Source organism: Vibrio sp. R10-SG3-ISO3 (assembly GCF_059834225.1).
In genome coordinates this window covers 33593-59052 of sequence record NZ_JCBDHE010000047.1, presented here as the reverse complement: position 1 = coordinate 59052, position 25460 = coordinate 33593, and the positions used below count along the sequence as shown (strand labels likewise).

20 protein-coding genes are annotated in these 25460 nt (G+C 49.8%); 6 read left to right on the top strand and 14 right to left on the bottom strand.

The window, feature by feature from the left end:
* Positions 1-2: 2 nt before the first annotated feature.
* The 4 genes from AC6R1A_RS14230 to AC6R1A_RS14215 form a co-directional block, all read right to left on the bottom strand.
* Positions 3-1040, bottom strand: a complete 1038-nt coding sequence (locus AC6R1A_RS14230) for an ABC transporter permease (protein WP_334552075.1) — start codon at positions 1038-1040, stop codon at positions 3-5.
* Positions 1040-2128, bottom strand: coding sequence for a microcin C ABC transporter permease YejB (locus tag AC6R1A_RS14225; protein ID WP_500629389.1), 1089 nt, complete (start codon positions 2126-2128; stop codon positions 1040-1042). The genes AC6R1A_RS14230 and AC6R1A_RS14225 overlap by 1 nt, the downstream gene beginning before the upstream one ends.
* A 41-nt stretch (positions 2129-2169) precedes the next feature.
* On the bottom strand, positions 2170-3945 hold the full coding sequence (locus AC6R1A_RS14220; protein ID WP_500633667.1) for an extracellular solute-binding protein: 1776 nt from the start codon (positions 3943-3945) through the stop codon (positions 2170-2172).
* A 241-nt stretch (positions 3946-4186) separates the two neighbouring features.
* Positions 4187-4852, bottom strand: a complete 666-nt coding sequence (locus AC6R1A_RS14215) for an SH3 domain-containing protein (protein WP_500633630.1) — start codon at positions 4850-4852, stop codon at positions 4187-4189.
* Between the two features lie 225 nt (positions 4853-5077).
* On the opposite strand from AC6R1A_RS14215, the gene AC6R1A_RS14210 reads away from it, so the two are divergent.
* A complete protein-coding gene (locus AC6R1A_RS14210; protein ID WP_334552078.1) occupies positions 5078-5392 on the top strand; it encodes a hypothetical protein in 315 nt (104 codons plus the stop codon).
* A gap of 68 nt (positions 5393-5460) precedes the next feature.
* On the opposite strand, the gene AC6R1A_RS14205 is transcribed toward AC6R1A_RS14210, so the two are convergent.
* Together AC6R1A_RS14205 and phhA are read right to left on the bottom strand one after the other, a co-directional pair.
* Positions 5461-5787, bottom strand: coding sequence for a 4a-hydroxytetrahydrobiopterin dehydratase (locus AC6R1A_RS14205; RefSeq protein WP_500633629.1), 327 nt, complete (start codon positions 5785-5787; stop codon positions 5461-5463).
* On the bottom strand, positions 5777-6571 hold the full coding sequence (phhA, locus tag AC6R1A_RS14200) for a phenylalanine 4-monooxygenase (protein WP_500626719.1): 795 nt from the start codon (positions 6569-6571) through the stop codon (positions 5777-5779). The genes AC6R1A_RS14205 and phhA overlap by 11 nt, the downstream gene beginning before the upstream one ends.
* Before the next feature lie 225 nt (positions 6572-6796).
* Here phhA and AC6R1A_RS14195 point away from each other — a divergent pair, with 225 nt between their 5' ends.
* Positions 6797-8785 carry an acetoacetate--CoA ligase gene (locus tag AC6R1A_RS14195; RefSeq protein ID WP_500633628.1) on the top strand — a complete coding sequence of 663 codons (1989 nt, stop codon included), beginning with the start codon at positions 6797-6799 and terminating at the stop codon, positions 8783-8785.
* Between the two features lie 43 nt (positions 8786-8828).
* On the opposite strand, the gene AC6R1A_RS14190 is transcribed toward AC6R1A_RS14195, so the two are convergent.
* A complete protein-coding gene (locus AC6R1A_RS14190; RefSeq protein WP_500632132.1) occupies positions 8829-9407 on the bottom strand; it encodes a class I SAM-dependent DNA methyltransferase in 579 nt (192 codons plus the stop codon).
* Between the two features lie 143 nt (positions 9408-9550).
* Between AC6R1A_RS14190 and AC6R1A_RS14185 the strand changes: the two genes are divergently transcribed.
* Complete coding sequence (locus AC6R1A_RS14185) at positions 9551-10429, top strand: LysR family transcriptional regulator (protein WP_487902307.1); 879 nt, start codon at positions 9551-9553, stop codon at positions 10427-10429.
* Between the two features lie 175 nt (positions 10430-10604).
* Positions 10605-11498 carry a cation diffusion facilitator family transporter gene (locus AC6R1A_RS14180; RefSeq protein ID WP_500632128.1) on the top strand — a complete coding sequence of 298 codons (894 nt, stop codon included), beginning with the start codon at positions 10605-10607 and terminating at the stop codon, positions 11496-11498.
* 138 nt (positions 11499-11636) lie between these two features.
* Here AC6R1A_RS14180 and AC6R1A_RS14175 read toward each other — a convergent pair whose 3' ends face one another.
* Positions 11637-13997: a Lon protease family protein gene (locus AC6R1A_RS14175; RefSeq protein WP_334552084.1), complete on the bottom strand. Its 2361-nt coding sequence runs from the start codon at positions 13995-13997 to the stop codon at positions 11637-11639.
* A 202-nt stretch (positions 13998-14199) separates the two neighbouring features.
* On the opposite strand from AC6R1A_RS14175, the gene AC6R1A_RS14170 reads away from it, so the two are divergent.
* Positions 14200-14700 (top strand): hypothetical protein, encoded by a 501-nt coding sequence (locus tag AC6R1A_RS14170; protein ID WP_500632891.1) that lies wholly within the window; start codon positions 14200-14202, stop codon positions 14698-14700.
* 216 nt (positions 14701-14916) lie between these two features.
* On the top strand, positions 14917-15831 hold the full coding sequence (locus AC6R1A_RS14165) for a LysR family transcriptional regulator (protein WP_500628736.1): 915 nt from the start codon (positions 14917-14919) through the stop codon (positions 15829-15831).
* A gap of 84 nt (positions 15832-15915) precedes the next feature.
* Here AC6R1A_RS14165 and gltS read toward each other — a convergent pair whose 3' ends face one another.
* The 6 genes from gltS to AC6R1A_RS14135 all read right to left on the bottom strand — a co-directional run bounded on the left by gltS (position 15916) and on the right by AC6R1A_RS14135 (position 25357).
* Positions 15916-17166 carry a sodium/glutamate symporter gene (gene gltS, locus AC6R1A_RS14160; RefSeq protein ID WP_500632125.1) on the bottom strand — a complete coding sequence of 417 codons (1251 nt, stop codon included), beginning with the start codon at positions 17164-17166 and terminating at the stop codon, positions 15916-15918.
* Position 17167: 1 nt separating this feature from the next.
* Positions 17168-18457, bottom strand: a complete 1290-nt coding sequence (locus AC6R1A_RS14155; RefSeq protein WP_500632124.1) for a patatin-like phospholipase family protein — start codon at positions 18455-18457, stop codon at positions 17168-17170.
* 94 nt (positions 18458-18551) lie between these two features.
* A complete protein-coding gene (locus AC6R1A_RS14150) occupies positions 18552-20027 on the bottom strand; it encodes an efflux transporter outer membrane subunit (protein WP_500632123.1) in 1476 nt (491 codons plus the stop codon).
* Between the two features lie 2 nt (positions 20028-20029).
* Positions 20030-23104 carry an efflux RND transporter permease subunit gene (locus AC6R1A_RS14145; RefSeq protein ID WP_500632890.1) on the bottom strand — a complete coding sequence of 1025 codons (3075 nt, stop codon included), beginning with the start codon at positions 23102-23104 and terminating at the stop codon, positions 20030-20032.
* A gap of 15 nt (positions 23105-23119) precedes the next feature.
* On the bottom strand, positions 23120-24205 hold the full coding sequence (locus AC6R1A_RS14140) for an efflux RND transporter periplasmic adaptor subunit (RefSeq protein WP_500632889.1): 1086 nt from the start codon (positions 24203-24205) through the stop codon (positions 23120-23122).
* Between the two features lie 99 nt (positions 24206-24304).
* Positions 24305-25357 carry a porin gene (locus AC6R1A_RS14135; RefSeq protein WP_500632888.1) on the bottom strand — a complete coding sequence of 351 codons (1053 nt, stop codon included), beginning with the start codon at positions 25355-25357 and terminating at the stop codon, positions 24305-24307.
* Between the last annotated feature and the right edge of the window lie 103 nt (positions 25358-25460).

Below are 25460 nucleotides of genomic sequence, written 5' to 3'. Positions count from 1 at the left end.
GATTATCGTCCTTGGTGGTGGGGGTCAAACGCGTCACGTACCGCTTCGCCGACGAAAACGAGCAAGGTTAGCATGATAGAGAGAACAAAGAAGGCCGAAAAACCGAGCCACGGCGCCTGCAAATTGGCTTTACCTTGCGCCAGTAACTCACCCAGTGATGGCGAACCGGCCGGTAAACCAAAGCCAAGGAAGTCAAGCGAGGTTAATGTTGTGACCGAACCGGATAAGATAAACGGCATCATGGTCAGTGAGGCGACCATCGCATTGGGCAACATGTGGCGACGCATGATGCGCCCGTCGCTGACACCCATCGCATGCGCGGCGCGGACATAATCAAAATTTCGGCAACGTAAGAATTCGGCTCGCACCACGCCAACTAAGCTCATCCAACTGAACGCCACCATAATCCCCAGTAACCACCAGAAATTCGGCTCGACAAAGCTCGACAAAATGATCAGTAAAAACAGGGTCGGCATTCCAGACCAAATTTCGATAAAACGCTGACCCAACAGATCCAGCCAACCACCGTAGTAGCCTTGCGTCGCGCCGACGGCAACACCAATCACGCTGGAAATGATGGTCAACACAAAACCAAACAGCACCGAAATTCGAAAACCGTAAATGATTCGGGCCAGTACGTCGCGGCCTTTGTCATCCGTGCCGAGCCAATTGACGCTATCGGGCGCCGATGGGACGCTACCGGAAATATCAAAATTGATCGTATCGTAACTGAAACGGATCAGAGGCCAAATCAGATAGCCCTTCTCTTCAATGAGTTCAATCACATACGGATCGGTGTAATCGGCTTCGGTCTCAAACTCACCGCCAAACTCCGTTTCTGCGTATTGTTGAACGATAGGAAAATACCACTGCTGATCGTACTCCACCAGCAATGGCTTATCGTTGGCAATCAGCTCGGCAAACAAACTCACGGTAAATAAAACCAAGAAGATCCACAACGACCAAAATCCGCGCTTATTAGCCTTAAAGCGCTGCCAGCGAGCTTCGTTGAGCGGGTTACGTCTTTTCTTCGCTTGCATTAGCGCGCCTCAAAATCAATTCTTGGGTCAACCCAGGTATAGGTCAGATCGGAAATAATACTCAGCAGCAGTCCGAGCAGCGTCATGATGTAGAGCGAGCTAAACACCACCGGATAGTCCCGCTGTATGGTCGACTCGAAACCGAGTAGACCTATGCCCTCAAGAGAGAACATCACTTCAATCAGCATCGAACCAGTGAAAAAGATGCTGATGAATGCCGCAGGAAAACCCGCGATAATGATAAGCATGGCGTTACGAAATACGTGTTTGTACAAGATAGAGCGGTCGTCCAATCCTTTTGCCCGCGCCGTCACCACATACTGTTTGTTGATCTCATCCAGAAACGAGTTCTTGGTCAGCATGCTGAGCGTCGCAAAGCCGCCAATCACCATCGCACAAATCGGCAGCGCCAAATGCCAAAAATAGTCGAGGATTTGTTCATACCAACTCAGCTGCTCAAAATTGGCCGACACCAAGCCACGCAAGGGAAACCAGCTGAAGTAGTTGCCACTGGCAAACAAAATAATAAGGATGATGGCGAACAAGAAACCGGGAATGGCGTAACCGATGATCACCAGTGCACTGGACCAAATATCAAAGCGACTACCATGATGAATCGCTTTTAGAATCCCCAAAGGAATCGAGATCAGATAGATGATCAACGTACTCCAAAGCCCGAGGGAGATGGAGACGGGCAACCGCTCGACAATCAAATCAATGACGTTCCCGCCTTTAAACAGACTTTCACCAAAATTAAAGGTCGCGTAGTTTTTGAGCATCTCAACATAGCGCTCAAGCAGCGGCTTATCAAAACCAAACTGGACTTTAATCGCCTCCACCACTTCGGGATCCAAACCGCGAGAGCCTTTATAACCACTCACGGCATTGTCATTGGAGACACTCAGGTCGACTTCGCTCCCACCGCCGGCAAAACGCTCCATAACACCAGAACCGAGCCCTTCCATCTGGGCTAACGCTTGCTCGACAGGGCCACCTGGCGCTATTTGAATAATAAAGAAATTGATGGTGATGATCGCCCACAAGGTGGGGATCACCAACAAAAGTCGTCGAAATATATACGCTGCCATGTTTTCCTCGAATTGGCCTTGCTCAATATCGCCCTACAGGTTTAGCGGCGTTTTTCTGGCAATTTGTCCGCTTTTTGTTTATCGACCCACCAAGTGTCAACGCCAAGGTCGTATTTGGGCGTCACAGATGGGCGTCCAAACTTATCCCACATCGCAACGCGGTACTCGCCAACATGCCACTGTGGAATCACATAAAAGTTCCATTGCAGTACGCGATCGAGCGCCTTACCCAGTGACAACAACGCCTGCGTATCTTGCTGACTGTTGGAAATCTCAAGCGTCAACGCATCCACGACGGGGTCCATCACACCGGCAGTGTTGTAGGTGGAGTCAATGTAGTTGGAGTTCCAAACGATCATTAAGTTCGGACTTGGATAAGGATTGGCGCTGTAAGACGATGACACCATGTCAAAATCTCGGTCACGCAAGCGTTTGATATATTGGGTGGTATCCACCGAGCGAATGTTCATCTCTACGCCCATGAGCTTGAGATTTTTTTGCAATGGAATCGCAATACGCTCCGTGGTTGGGCTGTAAATCAACAGCTCAAAGGTGAGCGGTTGACCGGTCTCTTTGTTGGTCATCACCTTGTCTTTAAGTGCCCAACCCGCCTCATCGAGCAGTTTAAACGCGACTCTAAGCTGGGCGCGAATTCGACCGCTGCCATCGGTGACTGGCGGCTGATACTCCTGGGTAAACACTCGCGCCGGCACTTGAGATTTATAAGCTTCAAGCACCGCTAATTCGCCCTCATCAGGAAGCCCTTTGGCTTCATAGTCAGTATTTTGAAAGTAGCTGCGCGTGCGACTGTATTGACCATAGAACATGTTTTTGTTCATCCACTCAAAGTCCATCGCGTAAGAGAGCGCTTCTCGAACCTTAGGGTCGCTGAACAGATCACGCTGGGTGTTAAACACGAACCCTTGGGTGTTCTCTGGCTTCTCATGAGGGATCTCTTGTTTGACAATGTATCCCTTATCAAAGTTGACCCCAGTGTAAGAATTCGCCCAAAACTTGGCGGAATTCTCGAGACGAAAATCAAACTCGCCCGCTTTAAACGCTTCTAGCATTACGGTGTCATCGCGGTAATAGTCGTATTGGATTTGCGCAAAGTTATCGCGCCCCACATTGACGGGAAGATCACGTGCCCAGTAATCTTCTACCAGTGAATAGGTGACGCTCTGGCCAGATTGATAATCGGTGACTTGATAGGCACCACTGCCGATAGGTGGCGTCGATAGCGGTTCGGAAAGGTTCTTGTCCTGCCAAAAATGTTTAGGCAACACGCGTGTGGACTGCGCAAAGCTAAACAACTTTTCTCGATTGGGCGTCGCCATCTCAATGCGCACCGTGAGATCATCTTTAGCGGTCACAGATTGAATGTCTTGATAATAGACGCGGTATTGCGGCACCCCCTCTTTCATAAACTTATCGAAGGTAAAGGCGACATCGTGTGCAGTAATAGGTTGACCGTCGTGAAAGCGTGCTTTCGGGTTGATGTCGAGCTCTAACCAGCGGTAGTCATCCGAGTATCGGACACGCTGTGCAATTAAGGGGTAATAAGCATCGATCTCATCGCTTGGAGAGAACATTAAGGGATCGTATAGCTCGCCACTGGCCGCCGCCGCAACCCCGCGAGAAGCGTAACGGTTAAAGTTATCGAACGTGCCGACTTGTCCATACGTCACTTTGCCATATTTTGGGGCGTCTGGATTGACATAATCAAAGTGGGTGAAATCTTGCGGATATTTTGCTTCACCAAATCCCACCAGTGTCGTGGTTTCAATGACAGCCGCATATGACGTGGCCATGTGCATCGCAAACGCGACGGCAACTAGGGTGCGCGTGATCGTGCCCATCGTTCTCTCCCTTTATTATCCTTTCCTGTCAACGAGGCCAACTCGACCTCGTTAAGCCTACTATGTCCATCAAACTATGAGCACAAGACCGTACTCAGAGCACATAGTTTAGCAATTCAAATACTTGGATAAGTATATACGTAACTCCCGCCAAGATGTAAGCATCTGTGCGTCATGGTTTCGTCAATGTGTTTGGGGATCAGCGATAGAAGATTTCGCCCGTTTGCGCGTTGAGATAAATTTTGTTCGCCTGTTTCAAACCACCGCAATAGACAAAGTAGATATCGTCGCTACTGAAGGTAACAGAACGCACCCAACCGCCCAACTCTTCAAAGTCTTCTGGCGAGCACGTCCCCTCTTTGAGCAAACTGTCGGTGGACTGGATAAAGCGGTCAAAAAAGGTTTTAAAATCGTCGGAATTTTCGATGTAGCCACTGACCGTCTCAATACGCTCTTCACGAGTAATCGTGGGCGCAACCTCGAGCAGTGCCTCCATCGGCACCCATTCAGCGACTTCCGGGCCCCCTTCTTCATACACGTAATAGGGTGAAATGCGTCCCCAACCGTCTTTTTTTTCCAAAACATGCAGTTTATCGCCGCGATACACAACACTCTCGATAAACGCCTGTTCATCGGGTTGCTCACGCACCCCAAGTTTGGCTGGGTTCACGTAATAATCTGTGATGGGCTCGGGTTCTGGCTCAGGTGGCGCTTTTTTTTCCACAGGCTTTGGTGCCTCGGGCTCCGACTCTTGTGCGGCGAGTGCCAACGCATCTTGTTGAGGCTTATAATAAAAGATGTAATAACCGCCACCGGCACAAGCAATACCGACAAGCAGCAACAACACCATGATGATTTTTTTCATAGTTCCATACGCAAGCGCTTTGTCGTTACTGTAAAGAGTATAGCGACCATTATCAGTAACTCTTTAGCTTTGTACACAAGTTAAACAAAACTACGTTCAATTTTTTCGAACTAGTTCAACTAAAAACCATGATTTTTCGTGACCGAAATCACATTTAATATTCCTATCAAGCGCTGAGACAGACTCCAGCAAACTTAATTCCACCTACTTGTTGAGGAATACTCTATGAAAACTATCATCACCACTCTTGCACTCTCTTTGGTTACTGCAACATCAGCATTTGCTGCCGACAGCCACAACTACACCCTTGATGTAGCAACAGCAAATCACGGCGCAATCGTCACGGTACTTGACAACGGACAACCCGTCAGTGGTGTTGACGTCACAGTCCGTGGCAACGGTGTCAAACATTTCGTCAGTGGTTCAAAAGGAACATTCTACGCCGCTAACTTGTTTGATAACGGCCGCACTTTCACGTTCGAAATTATTGATGGCGATAAAACACTCGCCAAAGAGCAGCGTTACCTGACCGCAAACTAATACGCCGCACTGAGAAAAGACGACGCCCCTCACAAGCCGAATGCTAGTGAGGGGCGTTATGCTATCCGTTAAAAGCGGTCACACTTGGCCGCGCAGATAAAGTCGTTTTGGTGCAAGCCTTTGATGGAATGGCTCCACCAGGTGACGGTGACCTTTCCCCACTCCAACAGTAGTGAGGGGTGGTGGAACTCCTCTTCAGCAAGCTGAGAGACTTTATTGGCGAAGGCCCACGCCAGTTGATAGTTTTTAAAGCGATACACTTTTTCCAATTGGGGGATGCCGTCTCGATCAACGATTTTCCATCCCTCCAACTCCGTTAATAGCAATCTTCGTTGCTCAGAGCCGAGGGGGGTGGCATCACTGTGGCACGCTTCACAACGCAATTCATTCAACATGGGAGATTTCCTTTGGTTCAAATAGTGGAGGGAGTAAGCCAGCTTGCATTGCCTGCTTGACGTGGGCCATTAAGTCCATGTTGCTTAGGGTATACAACTGCTGAAGATCCTCTAAAACAAAATATTGTGGCTGCATGATGTCAATTCGATAGGGCGTCCGCAGCACAGTATGGAGATCAAAAGGGGTTCGTTTTGCACTCGCGTCATCCAATGCATACACGGTTTCACCGGGCGAAGAGAGAATCCCCCCGCCGTAAATCTTGGTGGCCCCGGCTTCTTTCACCAAGCCGAACTCAACCGTAAACCAGTACAATCTTGCGAGATAGACACGCTCTTCTGGTGATGCCGCTAACCCCATTTGGCCATAGGTGTGAGTGTAAGCGGCAAAATCGGGATGAGTAAGCATGGCGCAATGGCCGAATATTTCGTGAAAAAAGTCTGGCTCTTGGAGGTAGTCGAACTCTTGTCGTGAGCGTAAAAACGTCGCGACAGGAAATTTCTTTTGCGCCAAGAGCGCAAAGAACTTATCAAAACTGATCAACGCTGCCACTGGCTCCACTTGCCAGCCAGTTTCTCTGGCGAGTACGCGGTTTATGTCGCGCAGTGCCGGGACTCGATCGCAAGGCAAATCCAGCAGCTTAAGGCCATCTAGGTAGGCTTGGCATGCTCGGGTTTGTACGACTGCTAACTGGCGCTCTACCAAGGCTTGCCAAATCTGATGTTCTTCTGCCGTCCAGGCGATCTGCCCTTGCGCATCGACAGGCTTAGAGTGATACGAGGTCATGATGTCAATCCATAACAATTTTGTTACATAAAGCGTATCCATACCGACATTGAGTGACAATCATGGCTTGTTCAATCAACACTCAACCTCATGTAACAAATATTTTACATTTTCCGTTTTTTTACTTGTTTTTCATGGGTATGAAAAGAAGTGCAAGGTTTGACTTTGGCGATATTTGCACCAAAAATCAAAACAACGAAAACAATAAAAACACTGGATACGCCAATGACTGACTCTTCTGCTCTCTCCCCCGAACTGCTTTGGTCACCCACGACTGAGCGACAACGTAACGCCAACATTGCGCAATTCATTCAGCACATCAACATGCAAGGCCAAGCTATTGAGTCTTATCAGGATTTGCATACTTGGTCTGTTGAAAACCCCAACCAATTTTGGCTCGAAATTTGGCAAGTCTGTGACGTGATTGGCTATCGCGGTGAGTGTATTAAGGGAGAAGGTCTAGCGAAACACGGTCAATTTAGTGCCAGTCGAGACACCATCTGGTTCCCTCAAGCACAGCTCAATTACGCAGAAAACTTACTCGCTTATGCGTATCAACGTCCAAATAATCCGGCGATTTGGTTTCACAATGAATCTGGCGTAGAAACGCAGCTGAGTTGGCAAGCCTTGTGCGATCAAGTCTCCATCGTCCAGCAGTGGCTGCGTCACAATGGCGTCGAGCGAGGTGACGTGGTCGCTGGCTACCTCCCACACGGCCCTCAAGCGGTGATTGCCATGTTGGCAACCACCAGCCTCGGCGCGGTATGGACCTCTACCTCTCCTGATTTTGGCGTAGACAGTGTGGTCGAGCGCTTTGGTCAGGTACAACCTAAGATCTTGTTTTGCTGCAATGGCTATCAATTCGGTGGCAAAACCCACTCTATGGTGGAGAAAAATGGGCAGATCTGCGACGCCATTTCGAGCATTACCAACACCTGTCAGATTGAATACCTCGCGGATCACGCCTGTGATCTGTTTTTCAACGAGGGCTTTTCCGATTGGGAGTCGGTGCTGTCGAGTTGTTTACCTAGGGGCATTGAATTTGCACGGGTCGGCTTTAACGATCCACTTTTCATCCTCTACTCCTCAGGCACCACGGGCAAACCCAAATGCATCGTCCACAGTGTCGGGGGAACCACATTGAATCACCTCAAGGAGCATCAATTGCATTGCGACATCAAACCCAATGATCGTGTGTTTTATTACACCACGTGCGGTTGGATGATGTGGAACTGGCATGTCTCTGCTCTTGCCAGTGGCGCAACCTTAGTGATTTATGATGGTAGCCCCGTTTATCCAACGCCAGCGACACTATGGTCACTGGCTGAACGCGCGCAAGTCAGCCTATTTGGCACTTCAGCCAAATATCTAGAAGCGATTGAGAAAGCTGGCTACACGCCAAAAAATGACGTGAATCTGTCGTCACTAAAGACATTGTGTTCTACCGGTTCGGTGCTCTACGCCAACCAATATCACTATGTGTACGATAAGATTAAATCCGATCTCCATCTCGCATCGATTTCGGGGGGAACGGACATTTGCGGCTGCTTTGTCCTGGGCAACCCGTTGTCTCCCGTTTATGTAGGCGAGTGTCAAGGCCCCGGACTTGGGCTGGATGTCGCTGTGTTTGATGAAGAGGGACAAGCCGTGACAGATCAACGCGGCGAGTTAGTCTGTCGCAATAGCTTTCCCAACCAACCGCTCGGCTTTTGGCACGACGATGGCCGTCGCTATCATCAAGCGTATTGGGCGAGATTTGCCAACACTTGGCATCATGGTGATGACGTTCAAATGAGTCAAACCGGTGGTGTACGCTTTTTTGGCCGTAGTGATGCCACCCTCAACCCGGGTGGCGTCAGGATCGGCAGCGCTGAAATTTATCAGCAAGTGAACCAGTTGCCAGAAGTCCTTGATTCTATCGCGGTTGGGCGCGTAAAAGAGGGAGACGAAACCATTGTCCTGTTCGTCCAGTTAGCAGAGGGGGTAATACTCGATGAGAGACTCAAAGCTGCCATCACCACTCGACTCAGAAGCCAATGCTCACCACGCCACGTACCCAGCGAAATTTACACGTTGAGTGATATACCCAAAACCAAATCTGGCAAGTTAGTTGAACTGGCGGTGAAACAAGTGCTTCATGGCGAAACAATAAAAAACCTCGGTGCTATTGCTAACCCCGAGGTTTTAGAAGAAGTTCGTCGCTATCAGCATTAAGTGCATCAGCATTAAAAGCAAAGACACTCAAGCTCTTAGCGAATTATTTTTTGGCTATCGCCATCAAAACCGGCAGCTTGCCGTGTGGGGTATCTATCGCGAACGGTACAGAAGTCAGCACTTCACTAAAACCAACACCGGTGAGCACTTGGTTCACGTGCTCCTTGCTCATTCCGCTCTCTTGATTGCCGTCAGAGAGCCAATCCCAATGAACAAAGTGGCCACCGGCATCAAGTAGGCTGTAAACCACGTCGGCGGTTTCCGCGTAGTTAGGAAGAAAACTGCACACCGAGGAGGCCACGACGAGATCAAACTGATGTCGAAAAGCCGGGTGCATGGCGACTAAGCCGCGTGAAAGAATATCGACGACGGGCTCAACATTGGCGAGCTCTTTGAGATCGAGTTGTTCAATCATCGCTTCCGAGCTGTCTAGCGCGACGATGTCTTTCACCAATGGAGAGAGTTTTTGGCTCAGTAATCCTGTACCGCAACCAAAATCTAACACATGTGTATTTTGAATGCGGACTGCATTCTCCAATGACTCGAACGCCTTTTGCGCATAAAGGCTGGTGGACTCATCTTTCTCCCAGTCCGGTGCGAGTTCATCCCAAGTTGCCGCCATCATGATCTCCCTATAACATCTTCATTTGGCATAGCAGAAGATTACCAAACCTGCATGAAATTGATAGCATTTCGCTACTGAAAACAGACAGACATCTGTTATTCGTATAAGATCGATGATAACCCAACCAAATTGACCAAAATATGAACTTATCGCAAATTGAGGCATTTTGTACCATCGCCGATACGGGTTCCGTCTCAGAGGCGGCTCGCCAGTTAGACTGCAATCGAACTAAGCTCAGTATGGCCATTAAAGCGTTGGAAAAAGATCTGCAAATCGACCTGTTCATTCGCACTGGCAACCATTTGACCCTCTCTGAGGCCGGCAAAGCCATCTACAAAGATTGCCAAAACTTGCTGGTCACCGCCGCGAGAATTCGCCAAACCTGCGCGCAAGTCTCAGGTGAATTTAACGCCGAAGTGTGGATCGCTCGTGACGATTCATTGCCTGATGATATGTGGCTGGATCTTTCCCACAAACTCAACAACCAGTTCCCTGCCACCTCATTCAACCTCGTCTTGGCATCCAGTGGCGACTTGGCAAACTTGGTCGCCACCGGGCAAGTCGATTTTGCCTTTGGTGTGGATTACGAACGCATCGACGACCCACACATCGCCTACCAACCCTTAGGCAAAATCCGCATGATGTCAGTATGCAGTGCGGATCATAAGCTCAGTCAGTTGCGCCGAGTATCCGACGATGAGCTGCGCAATGCCATGCAAGCGGTCATGGTGTATCTTAATGAGAAAGACAACCCAGAACTTCAGCCTTTTTCATTGCGACACATCGGTTTTTCAAGCTTCGATTATATGCTCAAAACCATTATGGAAGAGGACGCATGGGGCGTGTTACCTGAACCCTTGATTCGCCATTTGTTGCGTCAGCAAAAGCTCTCGGTCATCAAACATACCTACGGACTTACTCAGGAAGATTACTGCATGTTTACGTCTGCGGGCATGGCGGAGCACCCAGGGATGACTTGGCTTGCGGATCGCCTCAATGAATATTTGTTTGATTTCTAAACCGACCGACAGCCAGCGTCAAATTTATTGACACATAATTTTCTTGTTAACCAGCTGATTTATAATAAAATATTTACCAACCCTTCCTTTCACCCTTCGACCATGCACATTTCTCAGTTGTTTAAATGTCCGCTTAAGTAAAAACTATAAGCGTGTTTACGACAGAGATGATGTTATGTGTGCTCAAACCAGCTTGAATGAAAAACGAATACTGACCTTTTCAGCTCTTATTGCGTCTGGCTTTGCTGTGGGTGGTTTGGTACTCGGTTCATTGGTTGGATCACTGGTTATCGTCTTTGACGGCGTCTACTCACTTGTTAGTTTGCTGTTAACTTTATTGTCGCTCGCGGTATCACGTTACATCCAGAGCCCACAGAAAAGTCATTTTCCTTTTGGTAAAGCGGTGTTAGAGCCGGTGGTCATCGCCATCAAAGGAGCGGTTATCTTATCGATTGTTGGGTATTCGCTGTACTCCGCACTTATCGCTGTTGCGAATGGCGGCCGCGAGGTTGATCCTTCGATTGCGTCTCTGTTTGGCATCGTGAACGTCATTGGCTGTGGTTATGCATGGTGGATGATCGCGAAAAAATCTCAGCGTTTTTCCTCTGGCCTGATTGAGGCGGAAGCCAAGCAGTGGCAAATGGATACACTGCTTAGTGTCGCGGTTACGCTCGGTTTCTTACTCGCTTTGGCGCTAACCTATTCGCCGTTCGCGCACTACGCAGTATACGCAGACCCGATGATGATGATTGCCATGTCGTTTTACTTTATCAAAGTACCGTTTGATATGATTCGCGATGCGATGCGAGAACTACTGATGATGGCACCAAGCAAAGAAATTCTGCGCCGCGTGGACAAAGAAGTGAGCGCCCTTGACGCGCAACTTAGCTCGCAACTTGAAGTGGCTGGCGTGACGAAAGTGGGTCGTGAGCTGCGTGTCCGCCTCGATGTCACCACCGACCAGAAACAGCTGAAAGTCTCGGAGTTGGACACCATGCGTCAAGTGCTGAAAACCAAACTCGCCTCGCTGTCGTTGGATTTACAGCTCTCCATGAACATCGCACGTTGAACATCACCACTTCAGTACAGAACCGCTCAAATAAGGAGACCTCGCTAAGGCGAGGTCTCTCTTTTGTTTCTCTTCTCTTTTTTACTTCTTTTTTTTCTTGTCATACCCAAGGTTGACAAGCCTAGATAAGCAATCGAACTACTTGCGCAGAGCGTTGAGTTTGGCCTGCGCAATACCAAAGATGGTGTCAATCGGGTAGCTGCCCTCATCGCTCGGCTGACCAGCGGCTTTGCCGGTAAACAACTCAATCGCCTCCGTCACATGATCAATCGCCCAAATGTTGAACTCGCCTTTCTCCACCGCTTTGACGATGTCAGGACGCAACATCAGGTTGTGCATATTTGAGCGAGGAATGATCACCCCTTGATTTGGCGAGCGACCTTTGATGGTACACACATCAAAGAAGCCCTCAATCTTCTCGTTGACGCCACCAATCGGTTGAGACTCGCCAAATTGGTTCATCGAACCGGTGATCGCTATATCCTGACGATTGGGCTGCTTAGAAAACGCCGACACCACCGCGCAAAACTCCGCCATGCTGGCGCTGTCGCCATCTACCCCGCCGTAGGACTGCTCAAACGTAATCGTGGTGCTGAGCGGCACTTTCGCGGTTTTACCAAACACCGATGAGAGATAGGCGGTTAAAATCATCACGCCTTTGGAGTGAATGCTGCCACCAAGGTCGACACTGCGCTCAATATCAATCACATCACCATCACCATAACAGGTGGTGGCGGTGATGCGATTCGGCGCGCCAAACATGTACTCGCTGGTACTGAGCACCGACAACGCATTGACCTGACCGACCGCCTCGCCTTCCACTCGAATCAGAGTTGTGCCGTTGGTGAACCCTTCCATCACGGTGTCTTTCAAACGGCTCACTCGCATCTCTTGATTAGCCAGTGCCTCTTCGACGTGGCTGACGCGTATCATATTGGAGTTGGCTTGACGCGCGACGTAGTTCGATTCACGCAACAAATTGGCGATATTGGCCGAATGGAGTGATAACTTGGTTTGATCGCCCGCCAATCGTGAACTGTGTTCGATGATGCGCGCAATCGCTTTACGGTCACAATGCAGCATACTATTGTCGTTCACGACACTTGAAATAAAGCGCGCATAGTGCAATTCCGATTCAGGCGTGCGCGTCATCTCATCTTCAAAATCGGCGGTGACACGGAACAGTTCGCTGAACTCAGGATCGTAGTGTTGCAGCAACTGATAGGTGCGATAATCACCAAACAGGATAATTTTTACATCCAAAGGAATCGGCTCAGGATCGAGTGAGACGGCGCCGGTGAGTGTCACCTCTTTTTCTAGCGCCGTTAAACTGAGCTGACGCGCTCTTAACGCCCGCTTAAGCCCATCCCACACATAGGGCTGTTCCAACACTTTTTGCGCATCCATCAGCAGTACACCGCCGTTGGCTTTGTGCAAGCTCCCCGCACGTATCAACGAGAAGTCGGTGAAGACTGTGCCTTTAAAGGTCGCGGTTTCGATGTAACCGAACAAAGTGTGGTAGTTCGGATTCTCTTCCACCACAATGGGGAACTTACTCTCTTTACGGCTTACTAGAACGTTAACCTTGTAACGGCGGGGCAGTTTTTTGTCCAGTGAAGCCGCGGCCACCTCTCCTTGCTCAGCGCTCTGCTCAAGAAAGATGTCGGCATTCTCGACGATGTCTTGCGAAAGTTCACTCAGGTAGGATTTGATCTCTGGGTATCCTGAGTAATCCTTTTTCAACTGTTTGATAAAGTGCGTAATCACATCGAGTGTCACGTCATCATTGAGTTTTTTGATTTTTTCGCTGTAGGCTTCTTCCCACTCGGTGAGCTGACGCACCATGTTTCTCAGGTTGACTTCAAGCTCATCAATGGTCGCGCCGAAGTACTCCTGCTCTTTTTTGCTCAGTGCATCAAACGACTCTTCGGTGTGCATCTCTTCGCCGTTCATCGCAACAAACTGATAATCGCCTTGCGTCGTGATGGTTAGGCTGATGCCTTTGGCTTTCGCTTCTTTGGTGATATTGGCAAGCTCAGCTTCTTGCTTGGCGGCCAATTGGTTTTTCAATTTGTCCGCACGGCTGTAGTAGAGTTCGTTATCAAACGCGAGAGGCATCGCATTGACTAACTTGCCCATCAACTTTTCAATGTCTTGCTTTAATCGGCTGCCGACACCACAAGGGAGCTTCAACACTCTTGGGGTACGGATATCCTCGAAATTCGCCACATAGCACCAATCGTACAACGCACTCTCGTCGTGTTTGTGGCGGTTGAGGTAACGTAAAATCATGGTGCGCTTGCCCAGTCCATTCTGGCCAATCGCGTAAATGTTGTATCCCTTCTCCTTGATCGACATCGCAAACTCTACCGCTTTCTGCGCGCGCTCTTGACCGACAATCTCATCAATAGGGGCCAACTCTTTGGTTGATTTACTGTCGAGCTTTTCTAGCTCCGCAAAATGATACAACTGGCTCGCCTCAAGTCTTTGAATAGCCATAGTTCGGTCCTTCATTGTTATTGTTCTGTTTCCTTAGTTTAGGTCAGTTTTATTTAGTTTTTAGTGACTTACACAGTATTCACGTTCAACTGCTCAAATAACCATCAAATTATCCCAACAAAATAACAAATGATAATTATTTGCATATAATAACCAATTGCATTTAAATACGCAGTGTGCCGTTTAATGTGGAGTGATATCAATGGATTTACAGCAATGCTGGACACACTATCTCAAAGCCGAACAATTGCTGGAGCAAGGACATTGGCCTGAAGCCTATTACCTGTACGATCAAGTGCTGGCCTACCTACCCAGCCATGTCCAACAGGCGATGGAGGATGACAACACCAAGCCATGCCAGTTTCGCTGTCTGACGACAGCATTACGAGATGCCGCCATCACCCAATCAGAAATCCTTAACAAAATGGGGCAACATCAGCGTGCCTTTGAACTGCTCAACCAAACCTACGCCCAACTTCAGTTTATGTCGATTGAGCCGAACCCATTAGTTGAGGCCATCAGTCATATTCTGCACCACCAGTGCGAGGATCTACTCCGCCATATGACCGCGTTTTGCAGCGCTCAGCGCAGTGCACAATGGATGCTAGAGCTACAAGAGGTACAAAAAGCCCATCACCACTTTGCCACGTTGAAGAGCAGAGTATTTGACAAAACCCTAAATGCAGCCATCGAAGTTCATTAAATTAAATATCTACACCTTGATACGGGAAAACAAATATTAAAACTGAAATTTACTCATTATTTAACCTGTGTTTTATCCAGAAGTTTCGACTCATTTCTCATAATTGGTTCAATGTTGTAATTACCAATATTATTAATAGTTCTTAGCAACAGAAAATATATTGACTTCTTACTTGGTTTGATGAAAATCATAGCCATCATATTTGGGAGTCAACCGATGAGTTGTGATAAAAGTAAACTTGATTTAAGCGCGCTGCGGATATTTTTGGAAGTCTATCGTACTGGTTCAATTACCGCCGCCGCGGACAAACTGGATATGACCCAACCGGGTGTCAGTACCGCAATAAAACGCTTGCAAAACCAGATCGGGGCCGCCTTGTTTGTTCGCCAAGGGCGATCTATCACTCCTACGCAAAAAGGCATTAACTTTGCGGAACAACTGAAACAATCCATTTACTTATTAGATGATGCCGTTGACTCTCTTTCTGAATTTACGCCCGCACAACATCGCACATTTAAAGTATTAGTTAACGAAGCGATGCTAAATATTTTACATCCAGCGATAGAGCGAGATAACGAACTCGAAAATATTACAATCGAATTGCATCCTATTCCTATTTCCGAGGAATTATTGGAAGAGCAATTGAGCTTAAGTCAATTCGATTTGGCTATCGATATTTATGTGCCGCAGAATAAAGCGTTTATGAGTGAACTGTTAATTGAGGATCACTGCGTGGTGGCGTGTCGCCAAGATCATCCACGTATTCATGATCACATCAACGAAGCGCAGTTTTACGCTGAGAAGCACATCATTATGATGATGGAGCGCGGCAGTATGTCGCTTGCTCAGCGATTCACTAAATCTTACATCCCGACCCGTGATATCAGCTCGGTCAGCGATTCTTTGCTCGGGGCCTTACATCTCGCCAGCATGTCGGATTGTTTGTGTACGTCCAGCTACCTACTCGGCCAACAAGTCGAACACCGCTTAGGCATCAAATTGCTCCCTTACCCACTCGACAGCATCTCTATCAACCATACGATGATCTGGCACCGTCGAGACAGTAACTCCGATGCCGGTATTTGGCTGCGCGATAAAATTAAGCACTACATCGCGAGCGCAAAGCATTGAGTTTGGGTTAATTTTCCTACAAAGCAACGCGGCGCCTCAGGCGCCGCGTTTGATTTTGGATTGTTCTCAACCCAATAACACCCGTTACCAAGTCACAAAATAGTTGATCACCAAGGCGTTGACCACATCGATGAAAAATCCGCACACCAAAGGTAGAATGATAAACGCCTTATGCGCGGCTCCGTATTGCTGCGTCACCGCGGTCATATTGACAATCGCGGTGGCGGTCGAGCCTAATGTCACCCCGCCAAAGCCGGCGCACATGACAGCTGCTTCATAATCTTTGCCCATCGCGCGGAATACCACCCAGACGGTAAACACAATCGACAACAAGACTTGAGCACTCATGACCACCGCAAGGTAACCCACGCTACCTTGCAGCTCCCACAATTTGAGGCTCATCAGCGCCATGGTTAAAAACATCCCCAAGCAGATATCTTGGATAAGTGAGAGCCCTTTTTCGGCGTCTTCGGCGTAAGTGTTAAACTCCTCGCTGCGCAGCTTGGTCAAAATCCAGCGACCGAAGTTACCCAGTACAATACCGCCTATCAAACACGCCACAAACATGGGTAGCTTGAGGCCCGCTGCCTCTAGCGACAAATCCAAAAAGTAGCCAATAATTAAAGAGACATTCAGCCATAGCCAAGCGCGCAGCACACCAAAATAATCCACCGAGATGTCTTTTTTGCTGCTGGTGTGCGCCATACCAATATCCAAATCGTGGGCACTATTGGCGCTGATAGCGTGTCGCTTCATCAAATACGCTGCAATCGGGCCGCCGATGACACACGCCGAAATCAAGCCTAGCGTGTTGGCAGCAATGCCGAGTTCCATCGCATTAGCAATACCGAGATCGTCAATAAAGGTGGGCGCCCACGCAACGGTAGTGCCTACGCCACCAATCAGCGAAATCGAACCTGTCATTAACCCTGCTTTCGGGTCAAAACCAAACAAGGTCGCGACGCTGATACCGAGTACGTTTTGCAGTACGATGTAGACACTCGCCAGCAGCAACAATACCATCAAGGGCTTACCGCCATTGAGCAAACTGTCGATGTCTGCTTTAAGGCCAATTCCGGCAAAAAAGTAGAGCAGCAAAATGTCACGCACCTGCAAGTTAAACTGGATCTCTTTCCCAAACAGGTAGTAAACCAAGGCAACCACCAAAGTACAGATAAAGCCGCCAATCACCGGCTCAGGCAAACTGTATTTTTGCAGAACACGACTGCGCGATAAGACGAACTTACCGATAAAAAGTAGGATGATAGCGATAGTGAAGGACACAAAATCCACCACTTCGATGGTGTCGATCACCGATTTCTCCGATAGGGCCATATTACTCTCTGTTTGCCTCTTGTGGGTGAGTGCCTTGATAGATGAAAAGCGCCAGCTCTGGGTGTGTCATTACTTGTTGGTAGCCGTGTTCAATCAGCCGCGTGACCTGCGCTTCTTTGAGATGAAAATCGGTTGGGATGGACTGAACAAAAGCCTGGTCCTCCGCCGTTGAGAGATTGATATCGACAAACAGATAGCGCCTATCAGGCTGCTGTGCTTGCCACTCATCCAAAATCATGCTGAGGTAGGTTTTGGACAAATCGTTGTAACGGTGGATCTGCACGTCACTGGCCGAACCCAATAGATTCGCCATTGTCGGCTCTTGCTTTTGATGGCCGATTTCCCAATCTGGACGCACCGCAGCATCGACCGAAATCACCACCACGGTTTGCAGGCGATCTTTCTCAGCAACTAAGCCAAAATCTTGGGTCGTCACTAAGTCATACAGGGCGTGCAGCCCGAGGTTGTCACTGATGCCACCATCGACCAAATGCAGATATTGATAACGCTCTCTGTCCTCAAATTTTTTCAGCGAACGATTGGTGGCGCTGTGTAAGGTACGGTGCCGACTCTGCGCGCTGTAGACCGCCCGCTCACAGCCGGGATAATTCTCGAGCAGGACAGGTGAGAAGAGCAGAGGAACAGCACTGGACGCTGTGACAGCGTCACTAATTGAGTAGCTATTTAAGTCGGAGCAAATGAGATCAAAATACTCTTGGGTAAATGAAAAACGCGCGCCGGTCGAGAGATCGGTGGCATTGATAATGATCATCGGCCCATCATCGCGTAGCGCCGAGAAGGTGGTATCTTGGAAAATATGCGCGTTGTAATAGTCCGCCGCCGCGGCCGAGCGCGCATGTTTGGAGAACCAGTACTCGGGGCTCATGACGATGTCTTTCAAACTTGTCGTCACATCTTTGTATAAAAACGCCTGTTCAAAATCGTCAAAGATGGCTTCGCCGTACAAGCCGTAATAGGCAGAGGTAAAACTGCCACCAGAGACAGAGCTGATGGCGTTAACCTGATCGAGCAAACGATGGGGTTGCCCTTGGTACTCATAACGGTAGTCACGCAGTCCTTTCATGACACCGTAGGAAAACGCCGCTGCACGAGTGCCGCCGCCAGAAAAGCTCAGCAACACCACCGTATTGTCTGGCAGCGTGGCGATTTTTTCGCTCACTGTATAACGCGGTTCAGCCGAACTCGTCAGTGGTTGGTTGGTTTTTTCGGGGATCGATGAGCAGCCAGCCAAAGCAATGGCGCTGCACACTACCCAAGCGTTGGGTTTCATGTCAGTTCCTTGGAGAAGAAAGCCTCACTGCCCATGAGGAGGACCAGTACTCATCGAGCAGTAAGACTTTGATTAATGGTTAGGTTTACCCGCGTTATTGCACCGACCAATCACCGCCGAGCGATTTGTACACCGCCACGGTCGCTTGCGCCGTTTGCAGTTTGGCGGCAACTTGGCGATCTTGCATCACGCGGTGCTGACGCTGGGCGTCCAGCAGCGCAATGTAGTCAATCAGCCCCGCGCGATAGAGTGACTTGGCTTTATCCAGCGCCCGATCGGTCGCCTGCATAGCAATGTCAATTTGATCGCGGTTTTGTTGGCTGCGGCCATAGGCAAACAGCGTCGAGTCCACTTCAGCAATCGCACTATTCACCGTGTGCTCGTAGCGCAGCGCGGCGTTGTTCAAGCGTGATTCCTGAATCTCTACGTTGGCCTTGCCACGTCCGCCATCAAACACGTTCCAGCTCACGCCAGCACTGCCCGCCCAGCCGAATGAATCACTTTTAAACAGATCATCAAAGCTGCCAGCAGAGACACCTGGCGTACCAGTAATAAAGAACTTCGGATAGCGATTGACCATCGCCGCGCCAAGCTCCTCATTGATGGCGGCCATGTCACGCTCCGCGATACGAATATCTGGGCGGCGGGTCAGCAGTTCAGACGGCAAACCGACAGGAATCAAGCCTTGCAACTCAGGCACATTCTGATGCGTGGCTAGCTGGGTATCGATTTGAGTCAGCGGCACACCGAGTAAAATCGCCATGCGATGCTTATGCACCTGCTCCGCGATCTCTAACTGTGGAATGATCGCCTGCGTGGCCGCCAGCATGGCTTCGGCTTGCGATTGGTCAAGCGCCGAGCCGTAGCCACTGTTCACCACACTCGTCACCAACTTGAGGGTCTTCTTTTGATCCTCAATGTTCTCGAGCGCCAATTGCTTGCGCTGATGGGCGCCGCGATACTGCAAGTAGTTGTGAATCAGATCCGCGCTGAGCGCCAGATTCAACCCTTCACGGTAGATCTCGGCTTGTTCGACACGAATTTTCGCCGCTTCCGATTGCTTATCAATGCGGCCAAACAGATCCAACTCCCATGAGAGATTCGCGCGTAAAGCGAATCCGTCATGTTGATTGTCCATCAAGGTCATCGAACCGAGCCCCGGAGCAATGTTGTCGAGCCCCGGCACACTCTGACCAAGCGGGTTAAGGATCGGGCCTAGCGCCGAATCGTTCTTACTGAACTGGTAGTTGTAGTACCCTGCACCCACATTGACGGTGGGCACTTTGAACGACTCCACAATGGTTTGGTACGCATTCGCCATTTGGATGCGCTCTGCTGCCGTTTTCAGGTGGATATTTTGCTGTTGCAACTGTGCCACCAATTGATTGAGCGTCTCATCACCGAGGGATTGCCACCACAAATCTTGGGTTGCTTGCTCACCGTGCTCGGCGTTGAGGTAAGCCTCGGCCAAGGTCATACTTGGCGCTTGATAATCGGGGCCGACTGCACAGGCCGAGAGCGATAACGCCATCGCAACAGGCAGCAGTTTGTAAGTAAAACGTGTCATCATGATCATTGACCTGCTGGTTGGGTATCGAAGTTAAACGCGTCATCGCCGCGCGTCGGTTGGTCTTTGGTGGTGAGCATGTACACCGCAGGCATCACCATCAGTGACAGCACGGTAGCTGCCGCAAGGCCGCCGATAATAGTGGCTGCCATTTGGTCAAACAGCAGATCACTCATTAGCGGAATCATACCTAGCGCCGTGGTCAACGCGCCCATCGATATCGCCATGGTGCGGTTAAGCGTCGCGGTTTTGACCGCATCGGCCAGGCCAAGCCCTGCTTTGCGCTCAAGCTCAATTTGATCCATCAAGACAATGCCGTTTTTGATGATCATACCGGTCAAGGTGACCGCACCAATCAGCGCCATAAATCCAAACGGTTTATCAAATGCCACCAGCGAGAACACCGCCCCTGTTGCAGCCAGTGGAATGGTCGCGAGGATGATGATCGGCTGTTTAAAGCCGTTAAACATCGCGACCAAGATGATGATCATGATGATCATTGCCTTAGGCAGTTGCATCAAAATATCGGTCACCGCTTTGTGTTCATCGTAATACTCACCGCCCCACTCCATGGAGTAACCGTCTGGCAGTTCAATTGCTTCAATGCGATCTTTCACCGCGTCACGCACTTGGGCTGGCGTGGCATGACGAGCGACACCTGCTTGCGCTGTGATGGTTTTCACTCGATCTCGGCGCCAAATCATCGACTCCTCTGGGTAGAATTCAAAACCATCCACCACTTGACCAAGCGGCACAGTGTGCATGCCAAGAATCGATTTCACCGGCAAGGTTTCAAGCGACGCCATAGTGCGCTCTGTCGCGCGAACTTGAATGGGGATCAGTTCGTCGTTAAGATTCATCATGCCGACCGTCAATCCGTCGGATGCACGTTTCATCGCCAGCGCAATGTCGGCACGGTTAATGCCTGCGCGGCGCGCTTTGTCTTGATTGATAACCGGCTTCATCACTTGCGTCTGCTGGCGCCAGTCGTCACGCACATAACGTGCATCTGGGTGGCTAGCAAAAATCACCTGAGCCTGCTCAGATAACTCATGCAGCACATTGGCATCTGGCCCTGAGAAGCGCGCTTCAACGGCAAACTTATCAGACGTCGCGAGCTTCAAGGCGCGAAAACGTGGCTGCGCATTCGGGAACTGCTCCGCAAGGTAGCGATCACCACGAGCAACCAGATCTTTGATGCCGTGAAAATCATGCGTATTGATGAGGATCTGCCCATAAGCCGCATCCAATGGCTCCGGCTCCACCGTCACAGAGAAGCGTGGCACGCTTGCGCCCACCGCCGTTGAAATGCTCTCGACTTCAGACTGAGCGAGCAGCCATTGCTCAATCTGACGCATATCACTCGAGGTTTGCTCGATTTTTGCGCCATTAGGTAGCCAGTAATCCAAGAATACGATTTCACGATCCGATTGTGGGATGAAGTTCATTCCGACCAACGGCACTAGAGCAATCGTCACGAGAATAGTTGGCACTAAGGTTGACAAAGCCTTTTTCGGGTTATCGACAATCCAGCCAGTGATCTTCGCCAGTCGATGACTGCTGCCCTCGCCCTGCTGCGCTTTTTTACTGGGTTTGATAAACAACCAACACATCAAGATGGTAAACACCATGGCGACTAGCCAAGAGAGCAGCAATGAGGCTGCGATGATGTCAAACACCGACTCTGCAAATTCCGCCGCATCCGTCTGGGAGAACACCACAGGGCTTGCGCCCATGATGGCTATCACGGTCGCGCCAAGCAGAGGGATAGCGGTCTCTTTGAACGACTCCATCGCGGCAACAGTGCGGTGCACGCCTTTGTTGATTTTGACAACCATCATATCGGTGATCACAATCGCGTTATCCACCAGCATACCGAGCGCCAAAATGAAGGTGCCCAGTGAAACGCGGTGCAAATCAATCTCACGCACGTTCATGTAAATCAAGGTCAGCAGGATGGTGAGGATCAAGCTACCGCCGACAATCGCGGCACTTTTGAAGCCCATAAAGACCAGCAACACGATAAAGACGATCGCCACACTTTCGGCTAAATTGCCAACGAACTCATCGATCGACTTCTGTACCTCTTCTGGCTGATAAGCGACGGTGGATACACTCACACCCAGAGGCAGTTCGGCATTAAATTGTGCGATCATCTCGGTGATGGTATCTCCAAGCGCGACAACGTTGATGCCATCAACCGGACTCACCGCCAAGGTCACTGCTTGTTCGCCGTTAAAACGGCTTTGAGTGAGCGCCGGCTCTAAATAGCCCATCGTCACATCCGCGACATCGCCCAAGCGAATCAAACCCGTGCTCAGCTCGCTGACGCCGCCTTTGATCACCAAGTTTTGAATGTCATCGATGGATTGAAATTCACTGCTCTGCTCGACGCGAATACGCTGTGAACCCGCATCAAAGCTGCCAGCATCAAAAGTCGTGTTTTGTGCGTTGAGTTGATTCAAAACTTGAGTCACTGACAAGCCATACTGCGCCAAGCGCTCATCGGGCATATCAATGTGCACCACGCGCTTTTGCACGCCGTGTAGCTCAATCTTTTTGATACCAGACACGGCTTTCAGTTGGCGCTGCAAGGTCTCGGCGTAGCGACGCAGCTCTTCCGGTTTTGCGTCGTCGCCATAAATGGCGAACAGCATGCCGTAGACTTCTGAAAACTCGTCTTGCACTATGCTGATCTGCGCAGTGGATGGCAGCAGCAATTTGACGTCATTGATCTTGTGACGCATCAAGTCCCAAAGCTGAGGTAACGCTTTAGAATTGGTTGACTCGTGCAGATCAACAAACACCATCGAACGCCCCGGAACAGAAATGGAGCGCAGCTTATCCAACGCGCCGATTTCTTGCAGCTTGGTCTCTATGGTGTCGGTGACTTGCTGCTCGACCTCTTCAGCGCTCGCACCAGGATAAAGCGTTACCACCACGGCGGTTTTGACAGTAAAACTGGGATCTTCGAGCTTGCCAAGATCAAAATAGGAAAACAGACCGGCAATCACGCTCAACGCAGTAAAAAACAGCACAAAGGTGCGCTGTCGAATGGCAAATTCGGCTAGATTCATCATGCTTGCATCTCACCCTTAATCTGCTCGAACCAGAACATTCGCCACTTTTTGTCCATCAGACAAATAGTGCGTACCGCTCACCACCACCTGCTCACCTGCCGAGAGTTGTCCGTCAACACACGCAGTATTGGCATTGAGTGAACGAACGACGACAGCGCGCTTCTCAACCTTCTGATCACGGATGAGGTGTACGTGCAGTGTGTCTTGCTCGCCCACTAAGGCCGAGTAAGGCAAGCAGTAAGCCGGTACCTGTTGGGCATTCGTGGTGGAGACCACCACGGATTTACCGATAAAGAGCTCATCACTTGGCTGCGAAAGCGCCAGTTTCACCGTGTAGGTTTGTTTTATAAGGTGAGGAAACGGCGCTATTTCGGTCACTTTGGCCGTGCGCTGCGCTTCGCTGCCGTACCAGCTTAATGTCGCCTCTTGGCCAGTGTTGATAGAAGCAATCAAGTTTTCCGGCACATCAATTTCCACTTGCAGCGCGTTAGGGGTTTGCAAGCCAATCACCGCCGCGCCCGGCAGCACTTGTTCAAATTCATCATACGCAATACGGCCCACTAGCCCAGAAAACGGGGCGCGCAACTCGGTGTAGCGCAACGCATCTTGCGCGCGCTGAATGTTCTTCTCCACCACTTTGACCATCGCCGCCGAACGCTCATACGCACTCATAGCACGATCAAGATTGACACTGGCGATCGCGTCATCGGCGCGCGCTTGCTTAACGCGTTTCAGTTCATTGCTGGCAAGAGCGTGCGCCGACTTAGCTTCCAGCATCTTCGCTTCTAGCTCTTCAAGCGCGACTTGGTAGTCATGCTTATCCAGTGTGGCGAGCAGTTGGCCTTTTTCAACGAAGTCGCCTTCATCGACCAGCAGCGTCTCTATGGTGCCAGCCACGCGAAACGACAGCCCAGCGCTATTTTGCGAGCTGATGATGCCATTAAAGTGCTTGAGGGTTTGCGAGAAAGGGCTTTTAAGCTCAACCACCTGTACGGTGGTTTGCTCTACGGCAGTCGACGGCAGGGTCACCTCGCCTTCACTGCACGCGGTTAAGCCGAGCGCCATCGCCACCAGTAAACTGTTGTGCGTAAACGTATTCATGGGTTGGGGTCCTATTGGTATGTGAGCCACTGGCTCGTGACAATCGGTTGAGATTGAACGCACCGAAGCGGCCAAACCACTTCGGTGCGGGGGATAACGTTAGAAGTCGTAGCGGATACCAAGCGCTAGCTCGTCTTCTTTTTGCCACTTGTATTGCACATCGCTGTCAGACAAGTTGTTGAAGTTGTATGAGATATAGCCACGGAAGTTCGGCTGGAAGTAGTAGGTCGCATCAATCGCGATGTTATCGGCTGCGTCGCTCTTCTCACCGGTGTATTTGTTTTTCTCTTCTAGGTAGTTGTAGGTCGCAGTAAAGACCGCTTTATTCAGTGTGTACGACGCCGCCACTTCATAACCTGACAGGTCAGACGCTTGTCTTAGGGTGCGGTTTTTATCTTCACCATCGACATACGCGGCGGCAAAGTAGAAGTCACGGAATGCAACCGAGCCTGCGAGCATAAATTGGTCACGTTCAATCACGTAGCCTCGCTCATCAAATTCATTGCCGTCGGCATAACCTAGGCCAAGGTTGATACCAAACTCATCGATATCAAACGCGTAGGTGGTCGAAAGTGAGTAGCCATCGGCATCATTGTTGTCGAATTTATCGAGTTTGCCAGTCGCATCTTCAGTAATACGGTCTGCAAAGCGGTACGAACCTTTCACGCCCAAGCCACCAAATTTACCGGTATAGGTGAGCATGTTGTCGGTGCGATCAGCAATGGCGATTTTGTACGCCGCCGAGTTGCCGTGGTAAGCCATGATGTCGGTAAAGTCGGTGATGGCGCCCAGCGCACCTTCGTTCTTACCGTAAGTCACTTCACCAAACAGGGAGCCAAAGCCTGCGTATGCGTAACGGTTGGTGAGGTTATCTGCGTCAGTATCGGTCGCTTGACCTTGCTCATTAGTGGTGAATTCACCTTCGTAGAAGCCGATGCCGTAGAAGCCGTTGGCCAATTCCGCTTTACCTAAGAAGTTAAGACGGATACGTGAGCGATCTTCGAATTCGCCGTCCATGACTGACGCACGCGCTTCTGCGCGTCCACCCATTTGGATCGAGTTTTTACCGTCATTGTAAATTTCTGAAGCCGACACAGAGGTTGCCGTTAGCGATACGATGGCCAAAGCCAAAAGTGTTTTGTTGCTGTTCATTTGTAAGCCCTCGAATAATTATTGGTAATTGAACGGTGTGCATAATAATTTTCGATAAGCGTAAAATACATAAAGCCAAATTTATTCAAAACATCTTCAATCG